This window comes from Corallococcus sp. AB018 (genome assembly GCF_003986945.1).
Lineage (GTDB): Bacteria > Myxococcota > Myxococcia > Myxococcales > Myxococcaceae > Corallococcus > Corallococcus exiguus.
Map to the genome: position 1 here is coordinate 39,068 of NZ_RAWR01000020.1, position 20,916 is coordinate 59,983.

Sequence of the window (20,916 nt, forward strand, 5' to 3'; positions counted from 1 at the left end):
GTCCTCCCGCGGGGGCGGGAGGTTGAAGTGAAGAAGCGGGCAGCCCTGAGAACAGGACCGCCCGCGCGGGAAACGGATGTGTTGATTCTACGTCAGTCACCGGCCTGCTTGAAGATGAACGGGTAGGTGACGATCACGGAGCCTCCACCCTTGGGCTCCGGGAACTTCCAGGTGCGCACGCGGCCAGCCACGCAGGTCTCCAGGTCCGAGTTGCCCGCCGTGGACTGCGCGACGTTGGACGTGGCCACCGAGCCGTTGGCGCTGATGACGAACTTCACGGAGACCTTGCCGCCCAGCTTGGGGAAGCGGTTGAGCAGGCTCTCGTAGCAGTAGCGGATCTGCCCGCGGTTGCGCTGGATGACCTGGCGGATGAGCTCCTTGTCCAACGAGCCCATCACTTCCGGATCCGACGAGGTGATGCCCACGTCCACGCTCTGCTTGCCGCCGAGCGTGCCCACGCCGGTGCCGTAGCTGCCGCTGCCGCCGCCACGGCCCTTGGTGCCGATGCCGCCGATGCCGATGCTGTCACCGGTGCCGCCGCCACCGCCGCCGCTGCCGCGCAGACCCATGCCGCCGAAGCCGCCCGCGTCGCCCGCCTTGGCGCCGAACATGTTGCCCATGGCGCTCTTGAGCTCACCGCCCAGGCCCGACTTGCCGAAGATGGTGGAGATGCCGCCCTTGCCACCGCCGAAGATCTTCGCGGTGAGGGCGCGCGCCTCGTCCTTCTTGTTCGGGTCGCCCTTGGGCGCAGCGCGGTTGTTGGTCTTGGGCGCGTCCTTCTTGCCCATCTGACCTTCGTCGTTGCGCTGCTTCTGGGCCATCTCGCCCGACTTCTTCTCCTTCTGCTGGTTCAGCTTCTCCAGGAACTTGTTCTTCTGGGTCTCCGGAGCCTTGATGATCAGCTTCGCGATGCGCGCGTCGTTGCCCGCGAGCTCATCCGCGTACTCGTCCCCTTCCCCACTCTGGTTCATGGAGTGGATGACGAACGCGGTGCCGATGAAGAACATCACCAGGAAGATGTTGAGCGCCGTGTAGTCGATGTTCTCGCCCACCGGCACGGCGACGCGCTTGGGCACCGGCTGGAACTGCGCCTCCAGCGTGAGGCCGCCCAGGTCCACCCAGACGAAGTCGTCCGCTTCCAGCGTGAGGCCGTAGGCGTCGCCGTCCTGGGAGGCCTTGCCGGACTCCATCACCGCTTCCAGGTCCAGCGTCTCGCCCTTGCGGGTGAGCTCGCCCTTCATCTTGCGCGCGAAGCGCACGGTGAAGGACTGGCCGTCGGTGCGCAGCACCTCGAAGGTGGGGGCGCCCAGCTTGGCGTCGCCCATCACGAAGTCCACGCCCTTGGCGCTGCCGACCGTGAAGGCCTTCTTCGCGCCGGGGGGCACGAAGAACTCGCCCACGCGCTGGTCACCCCAGAGCAGGCGCAGCGACACGCCCTGCGGGCCGTTGGACTTCGTCTTGCGCACGGTGCGCACGCGCGGCGCGGCTTCCTGCTCCTCGTGCGCGTCGTCCGACTCCGGAGCCTTGGGGGCCTTGGGAGCCCGCGCGGGAGCCACGGCGTTCTTCTGCGTGGGCGCGACGGAGGAATCCAGCGCGGCGACGGGAGCCGGAGCCGGCGTCGCGGCGGGCGCGGGCGTCGCGACCACCGGAGCGGGCCCGGCAACGGCCTGCGCGATGGCGGCGGCGGGGGCCACCGGCGCGACCGTGGGGTTCTTGTCCGTGGGCGCGTCCGCCTGGGCGACGGCGGCGGCCAGGTTCACCGCGGCGACAGCGGCCGGGTTCTCCAGGCGGATGGTGGTGCCACCCACGCGGACCTCGTCACCGAAGGAGACCTGCCCCTTGTTGACGCGCTTGCCGTTGACGTAGGTGCCTTCGACGCTGCCCATGTCGATGATGGACATGGAGCCGTCGGCGGCAACTTCGATGACGGAGTGGATGCGGCTGACCTTGTCGTCCTCAAGGCACAGGTGCGCGGAGGAAAGACGACCAATCTTGATGATGTCGCGCTCGTAGTCCTTGGAGGCGACCAACGTGTCGCCCTTGAAGACCTTGAGTGTCAGGGGTACGGCCATGGAGGGCTCCCGGTAGGCTTTGGCGCTCTTGGACAACGGTGCCGGCGGAAGGTTCCCGCCGTCGATTCAATCCGTGGTGGGGGGATTACAGCTCGCCCACGGACTGCATCACCTTGTCCTCGAAGTCTTCGCGGATGCGGATGAGGTTCGAGTGCTTCACGGTCTTGCGCGCCTCGACGTACTCGCCATCCGGCTTCGTGAGGTCACCTTCAATGGTGTCGTCCTCGAAGTCGACGCTGGTCGTCTTCTGCATCCTGGCGCCGCCACCCTCACCCGCCGCCTTGCCGCCCTCGTCCTGGGCGAAGGCCGGGGCCACCGACAGCGTCACCAACAGCATCAGCCACTTCCGCATCCTGCCTCCACGTGGGGCCTTCCCAAGGCCCACTGGTGTTTCCGCATGGTGGGCCCCCGCCTCGAAAAGCGAGGGGCCCACAAGGTTCGCATCTTCCCGAGCCGCGCCGCCAGCGTGAAGCCACTGGCGGGCGTCTCCCACATCACAGCAGGTCGTCGGTGGGCTCGTCGGAGTCCGCCGGTGCTGCATTCTTCTGGGCAGGGGCCGTCTGCGTGCCACCCGCCGGAGTGGCGGCCGGCTGCTGCGCCCCCGTGCCCGAGGCCGGCGTGGCCTGCGGAGCGGTGCCGTTGCCGGACGCGGGCGTCGCTCCACCCGGAGGCGGCTGGCCCTTCTGCTTCGCCTCTTCCGCCTTCATCGCGGCCTGCTGCTGCGCCTGGAGCGCCTCCATCTGCTTGGCCTGGGCCTCCGCGGCGGACGCCTCGCGCTTGGCCTGCACGATGCTCTCCGCCTCGCGCATGAGGCCGAAGACAGGCGCCTCCGCGTTGATCGCGACCTCGCCGCCGGCGAGCGCGACGTACTTCTTGTAGAGCTCCACCGCGCGCTCGGGGGCGTCCTTCACCTTGTGCAGGATGATGCCGCGGTTGAGGTACGTGGCGCCCAGGTCGGGGTTGAGCTTCTCCGCCTCGTCGTACTCCTGCATGGCCTTGTCGTACTGGCCCTGGCCCTTGAGCGCGATGCCCAGGTCCACGTGCGCGGCGGCGTTCTTGCCGTCCGACTGCAGGATGCGGCGCAGGTGCTCCTCCGCGCCGGGGAAGTCCTCCGCGTTGAGCGCCAGTTGGGCCAGCTCCACGTGCGCGGGCACGTAGTCCGCCTTCGCCTCCAGGGCGCTCTTGAACTGCAGGCGCGCGCCCTCGGTGTCGCCCTCCTTCAGGAGGATGAGGCCCACGGCCTGGTGCAGCTCGGGGTCCGTGCCGTCCAGCTTCACCGCGCGCAGCGCGACGAGCTTCGCCATGGCCAGCTGCTTGCGATCCAGGTAGCTGCGGATCATGACCTTGAGGGCGTTGGTGTTCATCGGGTCGCGCATGAGCGCGGCGCGAGACAGCTCCATCGCCTTGTCGTGGTCGTTGTTCTGCCGGTAGATCTCCGCGAGCCGGGCGCGCGAGCCCGCGTCATCCGGGTAGCGCGTGAGCACGTCCTGGTAGAGCGCCACGGCGCCGGCCACGTCGCCGCCGTTCTGCTTCATGATGGCCAGGTTGTCGGACGCCTGGCGCAGGGACGGCTTCTTGGTGAGCGCGGACGCGTAGCGGGCCTTGGCCTCGTCGCCCTTGCCCATGCGCTCGGCGATGACGCCCAGGTTGTACTCGGCCTCCGCCAGGTTCTGGTCCGCCTCCAGGGCGGCCTTGAACTTGCGCTCCAGCGACGGGTAGTCGAAGGCCTTCGCCTTCTTCTGCGCGTCGAAGGACTTCACCGCGTCATCGAACAGCAGCATGGCGCGGTTGGAGATGGACACCGGGCCCGTGGGGGCGGCCACCGGCTTGGCGACAGCCGCCGGGGTGTTGGTCTGCGTGGTGGAACAACCGACGGCGGTCAGCGCCAGCGTGGCCAGCAGGAGGGGGCGGAACGGGTGCATGCGGCGATTCATTAGAGGAAGTCCTCCGGCTCCTGATCATCAACGGTCTTCTTGGGGGCGCCGTCCTTGGACGCGGCGGCGGGCTTGGCGACCTCGGACTCGGTCTGCTGGCGAAGCGCGTTCGTCAGCGCGGACAGGTCCTCGTTGAGCGCCTCGCTCTTGGCCATCTTCTCCGGCTCGGACTTGGAGACCGGGGGCGGGATGTCCTGCACGGCGGCCAGCAGGTCGCCGCCCAGCACCAGCTCCTTGTTCTTCAGCGCGAGCTTCTCCTCCAGCACCTCCGGGTAGCGGTCCGGCGCGTAGGTGGTGCGGAGGATCTTCAGGCTCGCCGCGGCGCAGTCGTTGAACACGCCCAGCTCGCGGCTCTTGGCCACCGCGCCGGAGAAGGCCTCCGTGGCCTTGTCCTTGAGCGGCTGGGCCTGGTTGGCGAACTCGTCGCGCAGGGCCTGCTGCGACTCCTCATCCAGGCCGCGCGGCATGGGCGCGTTCACGACGAGCTCCGCCATGTGGTCATACGCGAGGCCAATGCGCTGCAGGGCGCAGATGGCCGGCTCCGGGGCGCCCAGGGCCACGGTCTGCACGTACTTCTTCTGGACGACCTCCAGCGCGCGGCCCTTGTCGGCCAGCGAGCCCTTGAAGCGCTCCGGAGACGGCGGCACACCCCAGTACAGCTTCAGGCGCTTGAACTCGTTCCAGTCCGGCTCGATGGCCAGCAGGTTCGCCTGCGCGGCGGCGGCCAGCGCGGGCTTCTCCAGCGCGGTCTGCTGACGGCGGGGCAGCTGGTCGAAGTACTCGAAGATGCGCTTGTTCATGCGGCGCACGTCGTTCGTCTTCCGCATCTTCGCGTAGATGTCGGTGATGCGGCCCTCGGCCATGAGGAACTTGCTCTGGCTGCGCATGTTGTCGCGCTCGTACTCCTCCAGGAGCTTGATGGCCTTCATGTACGCGCCCTGCTTCACGTACAGGTCCACGACGGACAGGAAGGCGGCCTCCGCGTCCTTCGACTTGGGCCACAGCTCGATGTAGTGCTCGCGGTTCTTGAGCGCGGCCTTCAGCTGGCCCAGTCCCTCGCGGTAGGTGGCCGCGTTGAACAGGGCGATCTGCGCCTTGGACTCGTCCCACTTCTGCACCACCGCGGGCTTCGCGGGGCCGTCGTCGTTGGAGGCCTGCTTCGCGCGGCCCTTGGCCTTGCTCTTCGCCTTGGCCTTCGCGGCCGGCGCGCCGCCCTTCTCGTTCAGGTTGCGCTCGTAGCCGCGCACGTAGAGCTCGTAGGTGCCCGCGGCCTCCTCGAAGTCACCGATGGCCTCCAGCGCCTCCGCGTTCGCGTAGATGGAGTCCGGCACGTACTTGGACCGGGGGTACTCCGCGAACAGGCGCTTGCGGACCTCGATGGCCTTATCCAGGCTCTTCGCCTTGTAGTAGTCGACGGACGCGTTGTAGAGCGCCAGGTCCGCGATCTCCGTCTGCGGGAAGTCGTGGACGAAGTTCAGGTACGCCTCGGCCGCCTTGGAGAACTCCTTCTTCTCCTCCAGCTGGCTGACCAGCTTGAACGACGACTGCTCGATGAGCTTCGCCAGGTCGTCGCGGAACTTGCCGGTGGCCAGCTTGTCGTTGGAGTAGAAGCGGCGGGCCCACTCGTTGACCTTCGCGAAGTCGCCCAGCAGGTTGTACGAGTCGAGGATGAGGTTGGCGGCGATTTCAGCGGCGCGCTGCCCGTCCTCGAACTTGTACTCGGGGTAGCCGAGCGCGATTTCGGAGAAGCGCAGCACCGCTTCGTCGAAGTGGTTGTGGCGGTAGTAGATGTTCGCCGCCTTGAAGGCGATCTCCACGCGCTTGTCGCCCTTGGGGACGTACTTGAGGTAGCGCTCGCACGCGTCCAGCAGCGACTTCTTCAGCGTGGGGATGGCGATCTTCTTCTGGATGTCCGTGCCGGCGGACTCGGACTTGGCCTCACCGCGCGCTTCAGCGGCCTTCACGACTTCGTCGTAGGCGAGCACCGCGTTGTAGGATGCGTTGGTCAGCCACTTGCCCGGCTTGCCCGGCTTGGGCTTGCCCTTGTCGTCCTTGGCCTCCAGCACCTTGGCGTCCTGGAGGACGACGAGCGTGTAGTTGGCGGCGGCCTTGTCGAAGTTCTGGAGGTTGTCGTTGAGGAGCTCCGCCCAGAAGAAGCGCAGGTCGTACGCCTTGGGGTTCTCCGGGAAGAGCGTGAGGTAGTCGCTGTACACGGCGTCCGCGTACTTGAAGGTCTCCTCGCTGCGCGTCTTCTTGCCCTCGTTGTGCCAGGTGACGGCGAGGTTGGAGAGCGTGCGCTCGGACAGCTCCTTCGCCTCCGCGAGCGCCTTCTTGTCCTTGTCGTCCTTGATGACGCCGGAGGACTCGACGTCCTTCATGATCTTCACGAGCCGGCGCACCTGGGCCACGGTGCGCTCCTTGTTGCCCATGCGCAGGATGCAGTCGACGATCTTGCCCTGGAAGCCAGGGGCCTCCGGAGACAGCGGCTTCTCCTTGATCAGCGAGTTGTAGGTGATGGCCGCTTCGCGGTCCTTGCCGTCGCCGTAGTACAGGTTCGCGAGCTGCTTCATCATCGCGAAGCGGTCTTCCGGATTGGTGGCGACCTTGCCGAAGTCCGCGCGGGCCTGCGTCACGTCACCCTCGCGGGCGAAGGCGCGCACGTAGTCGGCGCGCGCTTCACGCACCAGCGAGCCCTTCGCCTTGGACTTGCCGTCCTTCTCCACGGCGGCGGCGCCAGCCAGCTCACCGTAGAGGACCACGGTCTTGTACTTGTCCTTCGCGGACTCGTACTCGCCCATGTTGAAGTAGCACCAGCCCTGCTTGTAGAGGGCGAAGGCGTAGACCTGGTTCTCCGGGAACTCGGCGGCCTTCTTGTACGCGGCGAGCGCCTTCTCCAGCTCCGGGCGCTTGCCCTTGGAGTTGTTGAAGTAGTACTCGCCGAAGGCGAAGTACGCGTCCGGGATGTACTTGGACGTGGGGTGCTTCTCAATCAGGCGCTTGAACGCGACGAGCGCCTTCTTGTCCTGGCCGTCCTCCATCAGGTACTGGCCGAGGAAGAAGAGCACTTCGTCCGTGCGCTCGAACTTCGGGTACTCCTGGACGATCTTCGTGTACTGCTCGACGGCGTACTTGCCGTTCTCCTTCACCTTCGCCATCAACTCCGCCTTCTCCGCCTTGGCCTTCTGCTGGGCCGCGGCGTCGTTGCGGTTCATGGCGACGATGAGCTCGTCGTCCTTCCGGTTGGCTTCGAAGAAGAAGAACTTCGACTCCTCCCAGTAGAGCTCGCCCAGGCGGAACAGCAGGCTGGGGGCCTCCTTCTGATCAGGAGACAGCGAGATGATCTTCCTCAGCGATTCGATCTGTTCGCGGCGCTTGGAAGCGACCTGCACTTCCACGCCCAGGCGGAACTGATCATATTGAAGCGCGGGAGCGGCCTGCTGGGCTTCCTTCGGGCGCGTGATGTCGCCTGCGAGGGACTTGTCCACGGTGGTGGTGGACTTCTTGCCCAGGTCAGCGTCGCGCAGTGCTTTCTTCTCCTGGGCCGAAGCCATGGAAGTCAGGAGAACGAGGCAAACGAGTAGCGAGCGGCGCATGGTCTTCCTAGGAGCGGGTGACCGGTGTCCACGGATGCCTGCTTGCTTGGCAAGTGTCCGGGAATCTTCGGGAATTTCCATGAGGGGACTCGTACTATGCGCGGTTTGCGCAAGGCGGGTCAACCCAGACGACGGGACGTCCGGTCCGTTGGATAGCAAGCGGGAAAACTTCAATTTCGCTGTGCGCGATCACCGCTCCAGACAGCGACAGGAAGGTTGCACCGGCTGCCCCAACGGGTATGGGAGGCTGGCGGCTGTTCGTCTGGTCGCCCTGCCTGGAGTGGTTGTCGGATCATGAGTCTTCTGCCGGAGAGCGCCAGCTTCGAAGAGCTGGTGCAGGACTACTTCCTCGCGGTGCGCGGCGCGGGCCTGATGTTGTCCGCGCTGGACACCGAGCTCGTCATCGCGTGGGCCCGGGAGGGCGTGCCCTTCGAGGTCGTGGCGCGCGGCATCTCGCGTTCGGCGGAGAAGGCGCTGTGGGACGCGCGGCCCGGAGAGCCGGTGCTGCGTTCGCTGCGCGCGTGCCGGCGCCAGGTGGAGACGGAGATCCGCAAGTACCGCGACCTGTCCGCGGGCCAGGGAGAAGAGGCGCCTGCGGCCTCCTCGAAGAAGCGCCCTGCCCGTTCGTGGGAAGAGGTGCGGCACGCGCGGTTGTGCGCGGCGCTGCGGGCGCTGACGGAGCGCGAAGCCGCGATGGCGCCGCGGGTGCACCGGCTGCTGGACACGGTGCTCGCGTGCGTGCCTCGCGAGCCCGCGGCCATGGATCAGCAGGAGGCCTGGGCGCTGCTGGTGCTGCTGCGCGCCCTGCCCTTCTCGGAGCGACGCACGGTGTGGCGAGATGCGCGCACCGGTGAACAACAGCTGATGACCGCCCGCGCGCGGCGTGTGTCCCGGCGCTTCCGGCTCCAGGCGGCCGTCAGACGGCGGCTGGACATGAAGGAAACCTGAAGGGTTGTCCTCCCACCGAGAGCCTGAACGAAAGTTCAGCAGGCTGACGGCCAGGGGGGACGGTGTTATGGCTGGGCGTGATGGCTGCCAAGGCGAACGGCGAGGCGTGTGGGCTGTGCGGCGGGCGGACGTACGTCATCGAGCGGCGCGGAGAGCTCGCGACCGCTCGGGTGTGTACGTGCTCGGTGGACTGCCCGATGTGCGGTGGACGCGGGCACAGGCTGGTGCAGAAGGAAGGCACCTTCAGCGCGAAGGTGGGCCCCCGGATGTATGAGGTCCTGGAGCCGTGCGTGTGCACGCTCCGGCGCACGCGTGTGGCGCTCTACAACGACGTGCAGATGCCGGGCGTCATGGCGCACGCGTCGTTCGACAACTACCGGCCCTTCAACGAGGCGCAGGACCGCGGCCGCGGCGTGGCGATGCACTTCGCCAATCAGTACGTGAAGGGCGCCACCAACAAGGGCTTCGTGCTGAGCGGGCCGGTGGGCACGGGCAAGACGCACCTCATGGCGGCGACGCTCGGGCACCTGGTGCTGGAGATGGGCGTGAAGACCCGCTACGTCGAAATCTCGCTCCTGTACGCGACCATCCGGCGCGGCTTCCAGGACGGCAAGAGCGGCGGAGAGATCATCGGGCCCCTGTCGGAGGTGGAGGTCCTCGCCATCGACGAGCTGGGCAAGGGGCGCGGCAGTCCCTTCGAGATGGAGACGCTCGATGAGCTGATCGCCCGGCGCTACAACGCGGGGCGCACGACGCTCTTCGCCACGAACTACTCGCTGGAGCCGGAGCGCAAGGGCGCGCGGAGCAGCGCGCCTTCGGGCTACCGCACCACGGACGACGCCCGCTCCGCCATGAAGGACGCGGAGCTCCTGCGCGAGCGCGTGGGCGAGCGCATCTACAGCCGCCTCTGCGAGATGTGCACCTTCGTGGAGCTGCCGCGCGACACCCCGGACCGGCGGCGCACGCGGCAGGAGATGGACGCGCCGCCGCCCATGGGTGGCATGCGCAACCCGGGCCGGTAATCAGCGCTTGATGGCGCGCACCAGCGAGTTGCCCGCGTCCGCCACGTAGAGGGTGCCATCCGGCCCCACCGCGAGCCCGGCGGGCAGCACCAGCTGGGCCTCCCTGCCCGAGCCGTCGTCCGCGCCATGGCGGCCACTGCCCGCGAGAGTGGTCAGCTTCTCCGGTTCACCCGACGCGTTGAAGGTCAGCCGGCGCACGCGGTAGTTGCCGGGGTCTGAGATGGCGAGCGAGCCGTCCGGCAGCAGCGCCAGGCCCAGGTACGGCAGCAGCTGTCCCTCCTTGGGGTCCCCGTCGCGGAAGCCGGGCGTGGAGCCCGCCACCACGGTGGTGACGCCGTCGCGCATGCGCACCACGCGCGCCATGCCGCTCTCCACGACGTAGGTGGTGCCGTCCACCGTCTGGGCCACCGCGGAGGGACGGTAGAGCCAGTCGCCCTGGAGCGTCGTCACCGGGTTGCCGGGCGTCACCATGTCGATGCGGCGGATGACGCTGTTGTTGAGGTCCGCCACGAGCAGCGCCGTGCCGTCCGGCGTGAAGGACAGGCCCGCGGGCTGGTTGAAGGCCGCCGACAGCGCGGGGCCGTCCTGGTAGCCGAACGAGGTGCCCGCGAAGACCTGCGCCTTTCCGTCCGGGGTGATGCGGCGGATGAGCGCGTTCTCCGTGTCGGACACGTAGATGTTACCCAGCGCGTCCGAGGCAATGCCCATGGGGCCGTAGAGGCCGGTGAGCACCGTGCGGATCTTCCCGTCCGGCGACACGCGCTTCACGGTGTTGCCCAGCGAGTCCGCCACCGCCCAGCCCCCATCCGGCAGCACGGCGACCGCGAGTGGCGCGCCCAGTTCGTCCGGCCCCACCTTCGCGCCCGAGTGGCAGCGCTTGCCGGGCTGCCCCGCCACCGTCGTCACGGACGCGGCGAACGGCCCCATCGGCGCGGGTGCCGCTGGAGGCTGGAACTTCACCAGGTCGCCCGGCAGCTTCCGGCCCAGCGCCTTGTAGAGCACGTTGGCCACGATGCGGCCCGCGCGCGGATCCGCCACGCGGTCCCCTACCCCGGCCAGCTTCTGCACGAAGTCGATGCCGCCCGAGGAGAAGACGTACGCCTCCCCCTGCTTGCGCACCACCATGTGCGCGAAGCCGAAGCCTCCCTGGAGCGACAGCGACGGCGACTCCGCGAGCACCTCCACGCCGGAGGGCTGGCGGCCGTTGGACACCAGTTGATCCACTTCGTAGCCGTTCGCCATCCACAGCGTGTCACCGGCCTTCAGGCCCGTGCCGTTGAAGGCCCAGTGCTCCGGGTTGGTGATGACGGTCGGGAAGGGCCACTGGTGCCAGCGCGCGGCGAACTGCACGCCCAGCAGCGCGTTCTCCGGACGGGGCGCGGGCAGGTCGCGGAACTTCACCGTCCTGCGCTGGTCCTTGTACGGATCCTCGGACGCGCCCTTGTAGCAGGTCACGACGCGGCGCTGACGGCCGTCGGCGGCGGGCTCGAAGCGCACCTGCCAGTAGGCGTTGTTCGAGCCCAGGTTGATGATGGAGCGCCCTTCAGACAGCGCGCGGTCCGCGTGGTCGCGCTGCTTGGAGGACCAGTACTCGTCGTGGCCGGACATGAAGAACACCTTCGCGCCACGGAAGAAGTCGTAGCTTTCGTCCATGTCCTCGTCGGTGAAGTAGCCCACGTCCAGGTCTTGCGACTCCAGCCACGTCACCAGACTCAGGTCGTCCGTCATCAGGTGCCCGGAGCCCTGGCCCCGGTAGTAGGGCCGGTCGTAGGAGGACTGGAAGGCACGCGAGACGCCGTGCGCCTTCATCACGCCCTTCTGATCATCGTAGAGGCTGGTGCCACCCCAGGTGTTGTACGCCGCCCAGTTCGCGGTCGGGATGAGCACCGCGACCTCCGAGCGAGGGTTGGCGTCCCGCACGTAGAAGGGCACGTAGCGCGAAGGCCGGTCGTCGCGCACGAGCTTCACCACGTACACGCCGCGCACCCAGTTCTCGCCGATGGGGATCTCCAGCGTGGGCGACCAGGAACAGGCGATGATGCCCGTGGAGGGATCCGCCGGACAGTCCGCCTGCCGCGTGCCCTGCACCGGGCCGCCGCGCGCGACCTCCCGGGCCCCCACGCCGCCGTAGTAGCCCAGGCGGTAGACGAACCAGCTGAACTTGCGCTCCTCGGACAGGGACACCGCCACGCGCAGCGACTCGCCCTGCGTCAGCGTGGCCTTGAGCGGGTAGCCTTCAATCTCACGGCTGTTGGCGTTCTTGTCGATGCGCCAGCCCGTGGTGCCCTTCTTCTGGTTCTCCTTGTAGACGGCGTCCGGGTCGCGCTCGGGAAGTGCGCTGCCGCCGTCGGGCAGCGTGCCCGCGTCCGGCTCGTCGTCCGGAGTGCCCGCGTCGTATTCGGGAACGATGATGCCGCCGTCCGGACCGATGACGCCCGCGTCGTCGTTGCTCAGCGGCGGCTCATCATGGCGGTCGCCAGGGGGAGGCGTGCCGGGTGCCGGACCGGAGTCCTTGCAGCCCGAGGCCCCCGTCACCAGGAGCGCCAGCACCACCCCCAGTCCCATCCAGCGACGCCCCTGACCCATGGCCCAACCCTCCAAGGTGTTCGGGGAGGAGGGTAGGCATCGACTTCTCAGAGGGAAGCGCTCTGCCCCCAATAGGAAAGGAAGTTCGACAGACGATGTCTCCTCGTCCCCAGGGACAACCCGCAAGCCCTCGGATCAACGGAGGTCGCGCGGGCGTGATGCGTGTCAGCTACCGAGCAGTTCGCGGTGCAGCCGGGCCGTGAGGGTCTTCAGATGCGTCTTGTCCACCAGGAGGGTCACCTGCAGGGGCGAGGTGCTTACCGCATGGACCCGCGCGGAGAGGGCCTCGGCGGCGGAGAGGGCCTTGCGCAGCGGCACCCAGTCCGCGTTGAGGCCCACGCCCACACAGGTGACCGTGCCCCAGCCGTCCTGCCAGTCGACTCCCGCGCCAAAGCGAGTGGCCAGCTCACGCTGGAGCGCCTCCGGGCCGTGAATGTCCGCGAGTGGAACCGCCAGGTACGTGCGTCCCGGCGCGCCCGGCAGTCCATCGTGGGCAAGCGTGCGGCCTCGGACGGCGCGCGCGTCCAGGAACTCCAGCAGCTCCTGGAGGGGCACGCTGGCGTGCGCGACGAGCACGGCCATCTCCGCGTCCGCCGTCACGCCCTTCACGCGGCTGTCGGTGGGCACGGCGAGTTCCTGCACGCTGGTGCCGGTGCCCTGGCCGTGCGCGGTGCGCGCGAGGATGGTGATGCCTCGCGCCTTCGCCCACTCCACGGCCTGCGCGTTGAGCACCTTGGCGCCGGCGCTCGCCAGCTCCTGCATCTCGTCGTAGCTCAGCGACTCCAGCTTGCGTGCGTCCGGCACCACGCGCGGATCCGCGCTGAAGACGCCGTCCACGTCCGAATAGATTTCACACGCCTCCGCGTCCAGCGCCGCTGCCAGCGCGACCGCGGTGGTGTCGGAGCCGCCGCGTCCCAGAGTCGTCACTTCCTTCTTGTAGGAGACGCCCTGGTAGCCCGCGACGATGACGACCTTGCCGTGCGCCAGCTCGTCCTGGATGCGGTAGGGCCGCACCTCCACGATGCGGGCCTGGGCGTGCGCGTCGTTGGTGATGATGCCGCTCTGGCTGCCGGTGAAGCTGATGGCCGGGACGCCCTGTTCCTGGAGCGCCATGGACAACAGCGCCATGGAGATGCGCTCGCCGCAGGTGAGGAGCATGTCCAGTTCGCGCCGGGGCGGGTCCTGGGACACGCTCTTGGCCAGCGACAGCAGGTCATCCGTGGTGTCGCCCATGGCGCTCACGACGACGACGACCTGATAGCCCGCGTCCCGCTTCTGCTTCACGCGCCGCGCGACCTTGCCGAGCTTCTCCGCGTCAGCGACCGATGAGCCGCCGTACTTCTGCACCACGATTGGCATCCACGCCTCGCTTCCGGGGCAGTGTAGAGTTCGCCCCCGCGCATGCCAATCACCGAGAAGCCCATCATCGAGGTGCGCAACCTCACCCGGCGCTACCGCGATCGCGTGGCCATCGACGACCTGTCCTTCACGGTCGGTGAGGGCGAGCTGCTTGGCTTCCTGGGCCCCAACGGCGCGGGCAAGTCCACCACGATGAAGATCCTCACCGGATTCCTGCCCCCCTCCGAGGGCAGCGCGAAGGTGGCGGGCTTCGACGTGTCCACGCACCCCATGGAGGTCAAACGGCGCATCGGCTACCTGCCGGAGACACCGCCGCTGTATCCGGAGCTGACGGTGCACGGCTACCTGGCGTTCGTCGCGGCGCTCAAGCAGGTGCCCGGCCGCGCGGTGAAGGCGGAGGTGGCGCGGGTGGCGGGGCTCACGGGCATCGACGACGTGATGGGCCGCGTGCTCCAGAACCTGTCCAAGGGCTACCAGCAGCGCGTGGGCATCGCGCAGGCGCTCATCGGTTCGCCGCCGGTGCTCATCCTGGACGAGCCCACCGAAGGCCTGGACCCCGCGCAACGCGCGGACCTGCGCGCGTTGATCCGGAGCCTCAAGGGGAAGCACACGGTGTTGTTGTCCACGCACATCCTCCCGGAGGTCACGGTGACGTGCGAGAACGTCCTCATCCTCCACCAGGGCCGCGTGGTGGCCCATGACGCCATCGACCAGTTGGCGAAGGCGCATGGCCAGGCCGAGCACGCGTCGTTGGAAGAAGTCTTCATCAAGCTGACCGCCGCCTGAACAGGAACCCACCGCGCATGCGCACCGCCCTGGCCATTGCCCGCAAGGAGCTGGCCGTCGCCTTCACCACCCCGTGGGCCTATGCCGTGTTCACGGCGATGGCGGCGCTCTCGTCGTTCTTCTTCGTCAGCCTGCTGGAGCAGTTCCAGCAGGTGCAGTCCCTGGCGCGAGAGCACGGCTGGAGCAAGCTGCCGCCGGACTCCATCGTCTACCGCAACCTCACGGACGGCGTGGTGGTGCAGCTGTGGGGCGTGGTGTTGATCCTCACGCTCTTCGTCGCGCCCTTTTTGTCCATGCGGCTGTTCGCGGAGGAGAAGCGCCAGAAGACGTTCGCGCTGCTGCTCACGACGCCGGTGCGGCCGGTGGACATCGTGCTGGGCAAGTACCTGGGCGGCCTGGGCCTCATCTTCGTCACGCTGGGGCTGACGCTGGTGTTCCCGGTGCTGCTGTCGGTGGTGGGCACGGGCCCGTCCGGCTCCGCGCTGGAGTGGCCCACGGTGCTGCTGGGCTACGGCGCGGTGCTGCTGTGGGGCGCGACGTGCATGGCCGTGGGGATGTTCATCTCCGCGCTGACGGAGAGCCAGATGCTGGCGGCGTTCCTCACCTTCACCGTGCTGCTGCCGTGGATGCTCCTGCGCGGCGTGGCCCAGTCCACCGCGGAGCCGCTGCGCTCGTTCCTGAACTACCTGTCCTTCGACACGCAGTTGCAGGGGATGATCCAAGGCGTCCTGGAGGTCCAGGCGCTGGTGTTCTTCGCGTCCGTCATCCTGTTCTCGCTGCTGCTCACCCACCGCGCGGTGGAAGCGCAGCGCTACGCATGACCATGAGAGCGACCCACGTCACCCGGGTGCTGGGGGCCTTCGGCCTGCTGATCCTCGCGTCCAGTCCCTTCACGCTGTTCCTCACCTCCGGCAGCGTGGCGCTCGCCGCGGGCAAGGCGGTGCTGGGCGCGGCGATGCTCACGGCCTACGTCGTCACGCACCGGCAGGAACTGGGGCGCGCGGGCACCCGCCGCACGGGGCGGTTCCTCGCGTCCTCCGTGCTCACCACGCTGGCGGCGCTGGGCGTGCTGGTGGCGCTCAACGTGCTCGCGTTCCGCAAGAACCAGCGGTGGGATTTGACGCAGGAGCGCATCTTCTCGCTCGCGCCACAGACAGTGCAGACGCTGGCGGGGTTGAAGGAGAAGGCGCACGCGTTGGCGCTCGTCCCGCCCACGCATCCGTCCTATGGCGAGCTGGAGGAGCTGTTCCGGCGCTACCACGAGGCGGCACCGGAGGCCTTCGACTACGCCTTCGTGGATCCGCGCCGCGAGCCGACCCTGGCCGCGAAGTACCAGCTCAAGGACAAGCAGACGCTGGTCGTCGTCTCCCGCGGCGAAGGAGATGCCGCGCCCCACACCACCCTGCCCGTCCCCACCGAGCAGGAGCTGACCAACGCCCTGCTCCAGCTGAGCGCGACGGGCGCGCAGAAGGTGTACGTCCTCGAAGGACATGGCGAGTGGTCGCTGGAGGCGGCCGGTGAGGGGCTGACGGAGCTGCGGCGCCAACTGCTGCGCGAGGGCTATCGCCCCGAACCGCTCAACCTCCTGGGCCGGAAGGAAGTGCCTCGCGACGCGGGCCTGTTGATCATCGCAGGCGCGAAGCAGGCGTATACGGCGCCGGAGGTGGCGGTGTTGCGCACCTATCTGGGCGAAGGCGGCCGGCTGCTCTACTTCACCGACGCGAACACGGACGACGGGCTGGGCCTGTTCCTCGCGGACTACGGCGTGCAGGTGGACGAGGGCGTGGCGGCGGACCCGCAGTTCAACTCGGGCAACCCGTTCGTCCTCTTGTCGAACTTCTACGGCAAGCACCCCATCACGCGCCCGTTGCAAGAGCGCGGCTTCAACATCCAGCTGCCCACGCCGCGCAGCTTCACGCTTGTCCGCGAGGGCTTCCTGCTGCCCGGCGTGACGGTGGAGCCCGTGCTGCTGAGTTCACCGTATGCGTGGGTGGAGTCGCGGCCCCTGGAGGACACCACCCCGTCCAGCGGCGAGAAGATGGGGCAGCTCACGCTGGTGGCCGCCGCGTCCCGGGACACGCGCACCGCGGAGCACAAGCGCTCCGACGAGGCGCGGCTGGTGGCCGTGGGAGACTCGGAGCTGCTGCTGGATCCGAACTGGGGCTACGAGGCAAACCGCAACCTGGTGATGAACTCCCTGGGATGGGCGTCCCATCAGGCGGAGAAGATCACCCTGCGCCCTCCCGACCGTGAGACGTCCACGCTTGAGCTGGGCGAGGACCAGATGCGGACCCTGCGCTTCGTATCCACCGACCTGCTGCCCCTGTCGCTGCTGGGCGTGGGACTCGCGGTCTGGTTGTCACGGAGGAACCGGTGAGGACTTCCACCGTCTTGATGCTGGGGCTTTTGAGCGTGGGCTGTTCGCGCGACGCGGAGAAGCCCCCTGCTCCTCCGAAGCTCTTCGCGACGGAGCCCGCCGAGCTACCCCGTGGCTCGACTCCGGACCCGACGCCCGTCTTCACGCACCTGACGGTAAAGGCTCGCGGCGCCACCACGGAGCTGGAGCGGACGCCAGAGGGCTGGCGGCTTGTGTCTCCCGTGGAGGCGAAGGCGGATCCGTACGCGGTGGAGGCCCTGGTGCAGCAGCTCACCTCGGCGAAGTTCAAGTCCACCGTGAACGCGTCGCCGACGGACGCGGACCTGAAGAAGTACGGGCTCATGTCCCCGGCGTTCACCGTGACGGCGCGGGCCTTCCTCCCGGATGCCAACGGCGAAGGTGCGGAAAATCCGTCCCGCCAGCGCACCGTGACGCTGGCCGGTGGAGATGAGAACCCCTTCGATGGCTCCGTCTACGTGCGCCGTGAAGGTGACGCGACCGTGTACGCGGCCGATGGTGCCGTGCGGTACTCGCTGGACAAGGGCCCGTTCGAGCTGCGCGCCAAGGAGTTCCTGGGGCCGCTGGACCTCGCGTCGCTCCAGTCCATCGAAGTCAAAGCGAAGGACCACGCGTACACACTGACGCGCGAAGCGGACGGCAAGTCGTGGAGGATGGAGAAGCCAGAGCCCACCCGCGCGAACGCCAGCCGGCTGACGGACCTCCTCAAGGCGTTCGAGGCCCATCAGGCCCTGTCCTTCCCGCAGGACACCGCCGCCAACCGGAAGGCTCTGGGCCTGGACACGCCCGTCGTGGACGCGCGCTTCGTGCCTGCCTCCGGTGAGGCCATCCGCGTCAGGCTGGCGCAGGTGACTCGCGACGGCGCGACCGTCGTTCATGCGCTGCGCGAACAGGGTTCGCGGTCCACGCTGGCGGAGGTCGAACCCCGCGCGCTGACGACGCTGGACGTGGGCGTGCAGGAGTTGAAGGACCGCCGTGTGCTGTCGTTCGCACGCGACGACGTGCGGCGCATGGAGTTCCTCCCCGGAGGCAAGGCCGCCCCCGTGGTGGTGACGCGCGGCGCGGGCAACAGCGACGCGTGGCAGGTGGAAGGTCCCGGCGGTGGGCGAGCCCTGCACTTCCGCGTGGTGAAGCTGCTGGGCCGGCTGGAGGCGCTGAAGGCCGCGGCGTTCGGCGAAGCGAAGGTGAAGCACTGGGATCGCTACGGCATCAGCGACACGTCGCGGGGCGTCGTGCTGCGCGACGCGGCCGGGCGCGAGTTGGCGCGGCTGTGGCTGGGTGACGCCGTGCCGGACACGGAGGACCGACTCTACGCACGGGGCTCCGGTCCGGACCTGGTGGAGGTGTCCATGAGCGCGGTGGCGGACCTGCCCATGCGCGCCGCGGACCTCCAGGAGGCGCCGCCCGAAGCTTCGGACGGCGGACCTCCCGCGCCCTGAGGCGGCACTACACTTCCATCAAGGCGAAGCGCTGCTCGGGCGTGAACTTGGTGAGCAGCGGCATGGCGACGTTGAACACCGGGATGCCGCTCTTCGTCTTGCCCTCGAGCGCGCCGTGGTGCGCGTGGCCGTGGAAGACGTAGGCCGCGCCGTAGTGGTCGATGGGCATCGACAGACGGCTCGTCCCCAGGAAGGGGCGGATCTCGATGTTCTCCCCCTCCAGCGTGTCCGGGATGGGGGCGTAGTGCATGATCACGACCTTCTTGGGCGTGTCCAGGTGGCTGAGCGCCGCCTCCAGCTTGAGCGACTCGGTGACGGCCTCCTGCACGAAGGACTTCGTCTGGCCCTCGCCGAACGCCTGCAACGTCGCGTTGCCGAAGCCGCCCCCGAAGCCCTTCACCCCCGCGACGCCCAGCACCTTCTCGAAGATGAAGTGGTCCCCGTCGAGGATGTGCACACCGACCTTGGAGAGCTCCGAGCAGATGTCCTTCACCTGCCCGTGCTCGTAGTCGTGGTTGCCCAGCACCGCGGCGCACGGGACGCGCAAGGCCGAGAGTTCCTCGGCCAGGACCTTGCCCTCTTCAATCATCCCGCGGTCCGTCAGGTCCCCGCACAAGAGCAGCAGATCCGCAGAAGCGTTCACCTGTTTGACGAGCTGACGGAACCGCCCGTGCTGGTCCTCCCGGCAGTGCAGGTCACCGACCGCTGCCAGTCGAATCTTCGAGCTCGGATCTCGCGCCACGGGTTCCCCCCTCGGGTCTGTCCTGTTCGTCCCACGCCCTGCCGTCCCCAAAGCCCCAGTGGTGGATGTCCACGTGATAGTTCACCTTGGACACCAGGTTGCCCCGGCACAGCTTCTCGTCCCAGCTGCCGTCGCGCACCGTCTGGAGCGTGCGGCTCATCAACTCCGTCATCACGTAGTTGGGCACGATGTCGCGCTCGCTCGGGTACGCGAAGCGGAACATCATCAGGTGGCTGAGCAGCACCTCCCAGTAGCGGTCGAAGCGCCGGAGGATGCGGTCCCAGTCCATCTCCCGCCCCGCCTTGAGGATGAGGTGGTTGATGTCCGCGCCGTCATAGCGCTCGCGCTCGGTGACGAAGGCCTTGGACCAGATCATCTCCTCGGCCGGCGCGATGAGGCACTCGTAGCCGAAGATGGTGGCCTTCTTGGCGTTGGTGAACCACTCGTCGTCCACCGTCGCCACGCCGTTGCCGGAGGAGAAGATGAAGTCGACGAAGTAGTCGCCCTTGTACGCCTTGTAGAGCCAGACCTCGTCCGGCCGTTCCGTGCGCCAGCCATTTTTCTCCAGCACGTCCAGGGCGCGGATGGCGTCCTGCTTGCGCGGGAACAGGTCCAGGTCCTTGGTGTCGCGGTAGATGCCGGTATAGGTGGCGTAGGCATACGCACCACCCACGACGAACGGCACCCCGGCCTCATGCAACAGGCCAACGGCTCTGGCGCGGGCGTTGATCTCGTCCGGCGCACGCTCCCGCTCGGCCAGCGTGGCGTCCGTACCCATCTCCCCGGGATGGTTCGGGTGTCGTTTTTCCATGGGCGAAAGGTAGGGATGGCCCATTTCAACCGTCAGGCAGGCGGGCGCGGGCGCCCGGAGAGCAGGCAGCCAGACGCCAAGCGCTTGGTTTCGCTGTGTTTTTCCACTCCTAGCGAGCGCTTTTTCTGTTTTTCGGCCGGCCTGTGTCCATAGGGGCGAATTCACTGCCGCACGGCCCGCATGAGACGGGCCCTGAAAGGACACCCGACCATGCTGCGCAAGAGCCTGCTGTGTGCCTCCCTGTTGTTCGTGGGCTGCAACGACACCGAGAGCAACGACGCGGACACGTTCCGTGACGGCCTGCCCTCCAAGGAGATGACGCAGGTGAAGGCGCCGAAGGCGAACGGCCAGGGCCTGACGGCGGCCGGCCCTTCCGCGCAGTACGGCCAGGGGCAGAAGGCGGAGTACTACCAGGCGACGGTGAACGCCACGGTGGCGGTGAACGGCGGCACTCTGTGGGTGCTCAACCTCATCGAGCAGATCTCCAAGTATCCGCCGACGACGCTGGAGGAGAACAAAGCGGTGTGGGGCCCGAGCACGGAGGCGCTGAGCCCCACCACGTGGCGGCTGACGGTGACGAAGTCGGGGGAGACGTCGTTCTCCTGGGTGCTGGAGGGCAAGGCGAAGGGCGAGGAGGACAGCGCCTTCCGTGCGGTGCTGTCCGGCGCGCAGCAGGTGGCGGTGGACGCGGACGGCGAGCGCGTGAAGGGCTACGGCTCCGGCGAGCTGTTCATCGACTGGGACGCCGCGCACACCCTGCCGGATGCCGACGACAACGTGGGCACGGTGGAGATCCGCTACGCGCGCCCGAGCGCCTCCGCGGAGGCCACGGTGGACGCGGACTTCCACCAGGTGCGTGACGAGAAGGACCCCAACAAGCGCGTGGACGGGACCTACCACTACAAGGCGTCCGCGACGGCGGGCGGCGAGTTCGAGTTCGCGACGAACGAGGACATCGACAACGGTGACCCGCTGCGCGCGAAGCTGGAGAAGCTGTCCATCAAGAGCCGCTGGACTGCGACGGGGGCGGGCCGCTCGGACATCAAGGTGACGGGGGGCGACCTGGTGGGCGAGGCCACGCTGAACGAGTGCTGGGACACGAACTTCCTCAGCACCTACTTCCGCGTCAGCCTGGACCCGCGCCTGGGCTACGGCGAGGCGGAGGCGGCCTGCGGCGGGTTCTCGGCGGCGGTGTACTCGTCGCTGTGAGCCGGGGCGCGGTAGGCTTG

The 20,916-nt window shown here is 68.2% G+C and carries 15 protein-coding genes; 7 read left to right on the plus strand and 8 right to left on the minus strand.

Going from position 1 to position 20,916, the window contains the following annotated elements; translation table 11 throughout:
• Positions 1-92: 92 nt before the first annotated feature.
• The 4 genes from gltG to D7Y11_RS07020 form a co-directional block, all read right to left on the minus strand.
• Complete coding sequence (gltG, locus tag D7Y11_RS07005; protein ID WP_120576029.1) at positions 93-2,072, minus strand: adventurous gliding motility protein GltG; 1,980 nt, start codon at positions 2,070-2,072, stop codon at positions 93-95.
• Positions 2,073-2,157: 85 nt separating this feature from the next.
• A complete protein-coding gene (cglF, locus tag D7Y11_RS07010; protein WP_120576002.1) occupies positions 2,158-2,424 on the minus strand; it encodes an adventurous gliding motility protein CglF in 267 nt (88 codons plus the stop codon).
• Positions 2,425-2,566: 142 nt separating this feature from the next.
• The gene (gene gltE / locus D7Y11_RS07015; protein ID WP_126933303.1) at positions 2,567-4,006 is read right to left on the minus strand and encodes an adventurous gliding motility TPR repeat lipoprotein GltE; all 1,440 of its coding nucleotides are present in this window, start codon (positions 4,004-4,006) and stop codon (positions 2,567-2,569) included.
• Positions 4,006-7,599: a tetratricopeptide repeat protein gene (locus D7Y11_RS07020; RefSeq protein ID WP_169820127.1), complete on the minus strand. Its 3,594-nt coding sequence runs from the start codon at positions 7,597-7,599 to the stop codon at positions 4,006-4,008. The genes gltE and D7Y11_RS07020 overlap by 1 nt, the downstream gene beginning before the upstream one ends.
• 294 nt (positions 7,600-7,893) lie before the next feature.
• On the opposite strand from D7Y11_RS07020, the gene D7Y11_RS07025 reads away from it, so the two are divergent.
• Positions 7,894-8,547: a hypothetical protein gene (locus D7Y11_RS07025; RefSeq protein ID WP_120576005.1), complete on the plus strand. Its 654-nt coding sequence runs from the start codon at positions 7,894-7,896 to the stop codon at positions 8,545-8,547.
• 80 nt (positions 8,548-8,627) lie between these two features.
• Positions 8,628-9,569: an ATP-binding protein gene (locus tag D7Y11_RS07030; protein WP_126933304.1), complete on the plus strand. Its 942-nt coding sequence runs from the start codon at positions 8,628-8,630 to the stop codon at positions 9,567-9,569.
• Here D7Y11_RS07030 and D7Y11_RS07035 read toward each other — a convergent pair whose 3' ends face one another.
• On the minus strand, positions 9,570-12,155 hold the full coding sequence (locus D7Y11_RS07035) for a N,N-dimethylformamidase beta subunit family domain-containing protein (protein WP_126933305.1): 2,586 nt from the start codon (positions 12,153-12,155) through the stop codon (positions 9,570-9,572).
• A gap of 165 nt (positions 12,156-12,320) precedes the next feature.
• Positions 12,321-13,514, minus strand: a complete 1,194-nt coding sequence (locus D7Y11_RS07040) for an aspartate kinase (protein WP_120564132.1) — start codon at positions 13,512-13,514, stop codon at positions 12,321-12,323.
• 42 nt (positions 13,515-13,556) lie between these two features.
• On the opposite strand from D7Y11_RS07040, the gene D7Y11_RS07045 reads away from it, so the two are divergent.
• Genes D7Y11_RS07045 through D7Y11_RS07060 form a run of 4 tightly spaced genes read left to right on the plus strand, consistent with a single transcriptional unit; the run spans position 13,557 to position 18,134 of the window.
• Positions 13,557-14,300, plus strand: a complete 744-nt coding sequence (locus D7Y11_RS07045; protein WP_167548189.1) for an ABC transporter ATP-binding protein — start codon at positions 13,557-13,559, stop codon at positions 14,298-14,300.
• A 17-nt stretch (positions 14,301-14,317) separates the two neighbouring features.
• Positions 14,318-15,121, plus strand: coding sequence for an ABC transporter permease (locus tag D7Y11_RS07050; protein WP_120576009.1), 804 nt, complete (start codon positions 14,318-14,320; stop codon positions 15,119-15,121).
• A 2-nt stretch (positions 15,122-15,123) separates the two neighbouring features.
• Positions 15,124-16,677 carry a GldG family protein gene (locus D7Y11_RS07055; RefSeq protein WP_121752412.1) on the plus strand — a complete coding sequence of 518 codons (1,554 nt, stop codon included), beginning with the start codon at positions 15,124-15,126 and terminating at the stop codon, positions 16,675-16,677.
• Positions 16,674-18,134 (plus strand): DUF4340 domain-containing protein, encoded by a 1,461-nt coding sequence (locus D7Y11_RS07060; RefSeq protein ID WP_126933306.1) that lies wholly within the window; start codon positions 16,674-16,676, stop codon positions 18,132-18,134. The genes D7Y11_RS07055 and D7Y11_RS07060 overlap by 4 nt, the downstream gene beginning before the upstream one ends.
• A 7-nt stretch (positions 18,135-18,141) precedes the next feature.
• Here D7Y11_RS07060 and D7Y11_RS07065 read toward each other — a convergent pair whose 3' ends face one another.
• Complete coding sequence (locus D7Y11_RS07065; protein ID WP_126933312.1) at positions 18,142-18,846, minus strand: metallophosphoesterase; 705 nt, start codon at positions 18,844-18,846, stop codon at positions 18,142-18,144.
• Positions 18,830-19,654, minus strand: a complete 825-nt coding sequence (locus D7Y11_RS07070) for a nucleotidyltransferase (RefSeq protein WP_172813656.1) — start codon at positions 19,652-19,654, stop codon at positions 18,830-18,832. The genes D7Y11_RS07065 and D7Y11_RS07070 overlap by 17 nt, the downstream gene beginning before the upstream one ends.
• A gap of 243 nt (positions 19,655-19,897) precedes the next feature.
• On the opposite strand from D7Y11_RS07070, the gene D7Y11_RS07075 reads away from it, so the two are divergent.
• Positions 19,898-20,896 carry a hypothetical protein gene (locus D7Y11_RS07075; protein WP_126933307.1) on the plus strand — a complete coding sequence of 333 codons (999 nt, stop codon included), beginning with the start codon at positions 19,898-19,900 and terminating at the stop codon, positions 20,894-20,896.
• Positions 20,897-20,916 lie beyond the last annotated feature (20 nt).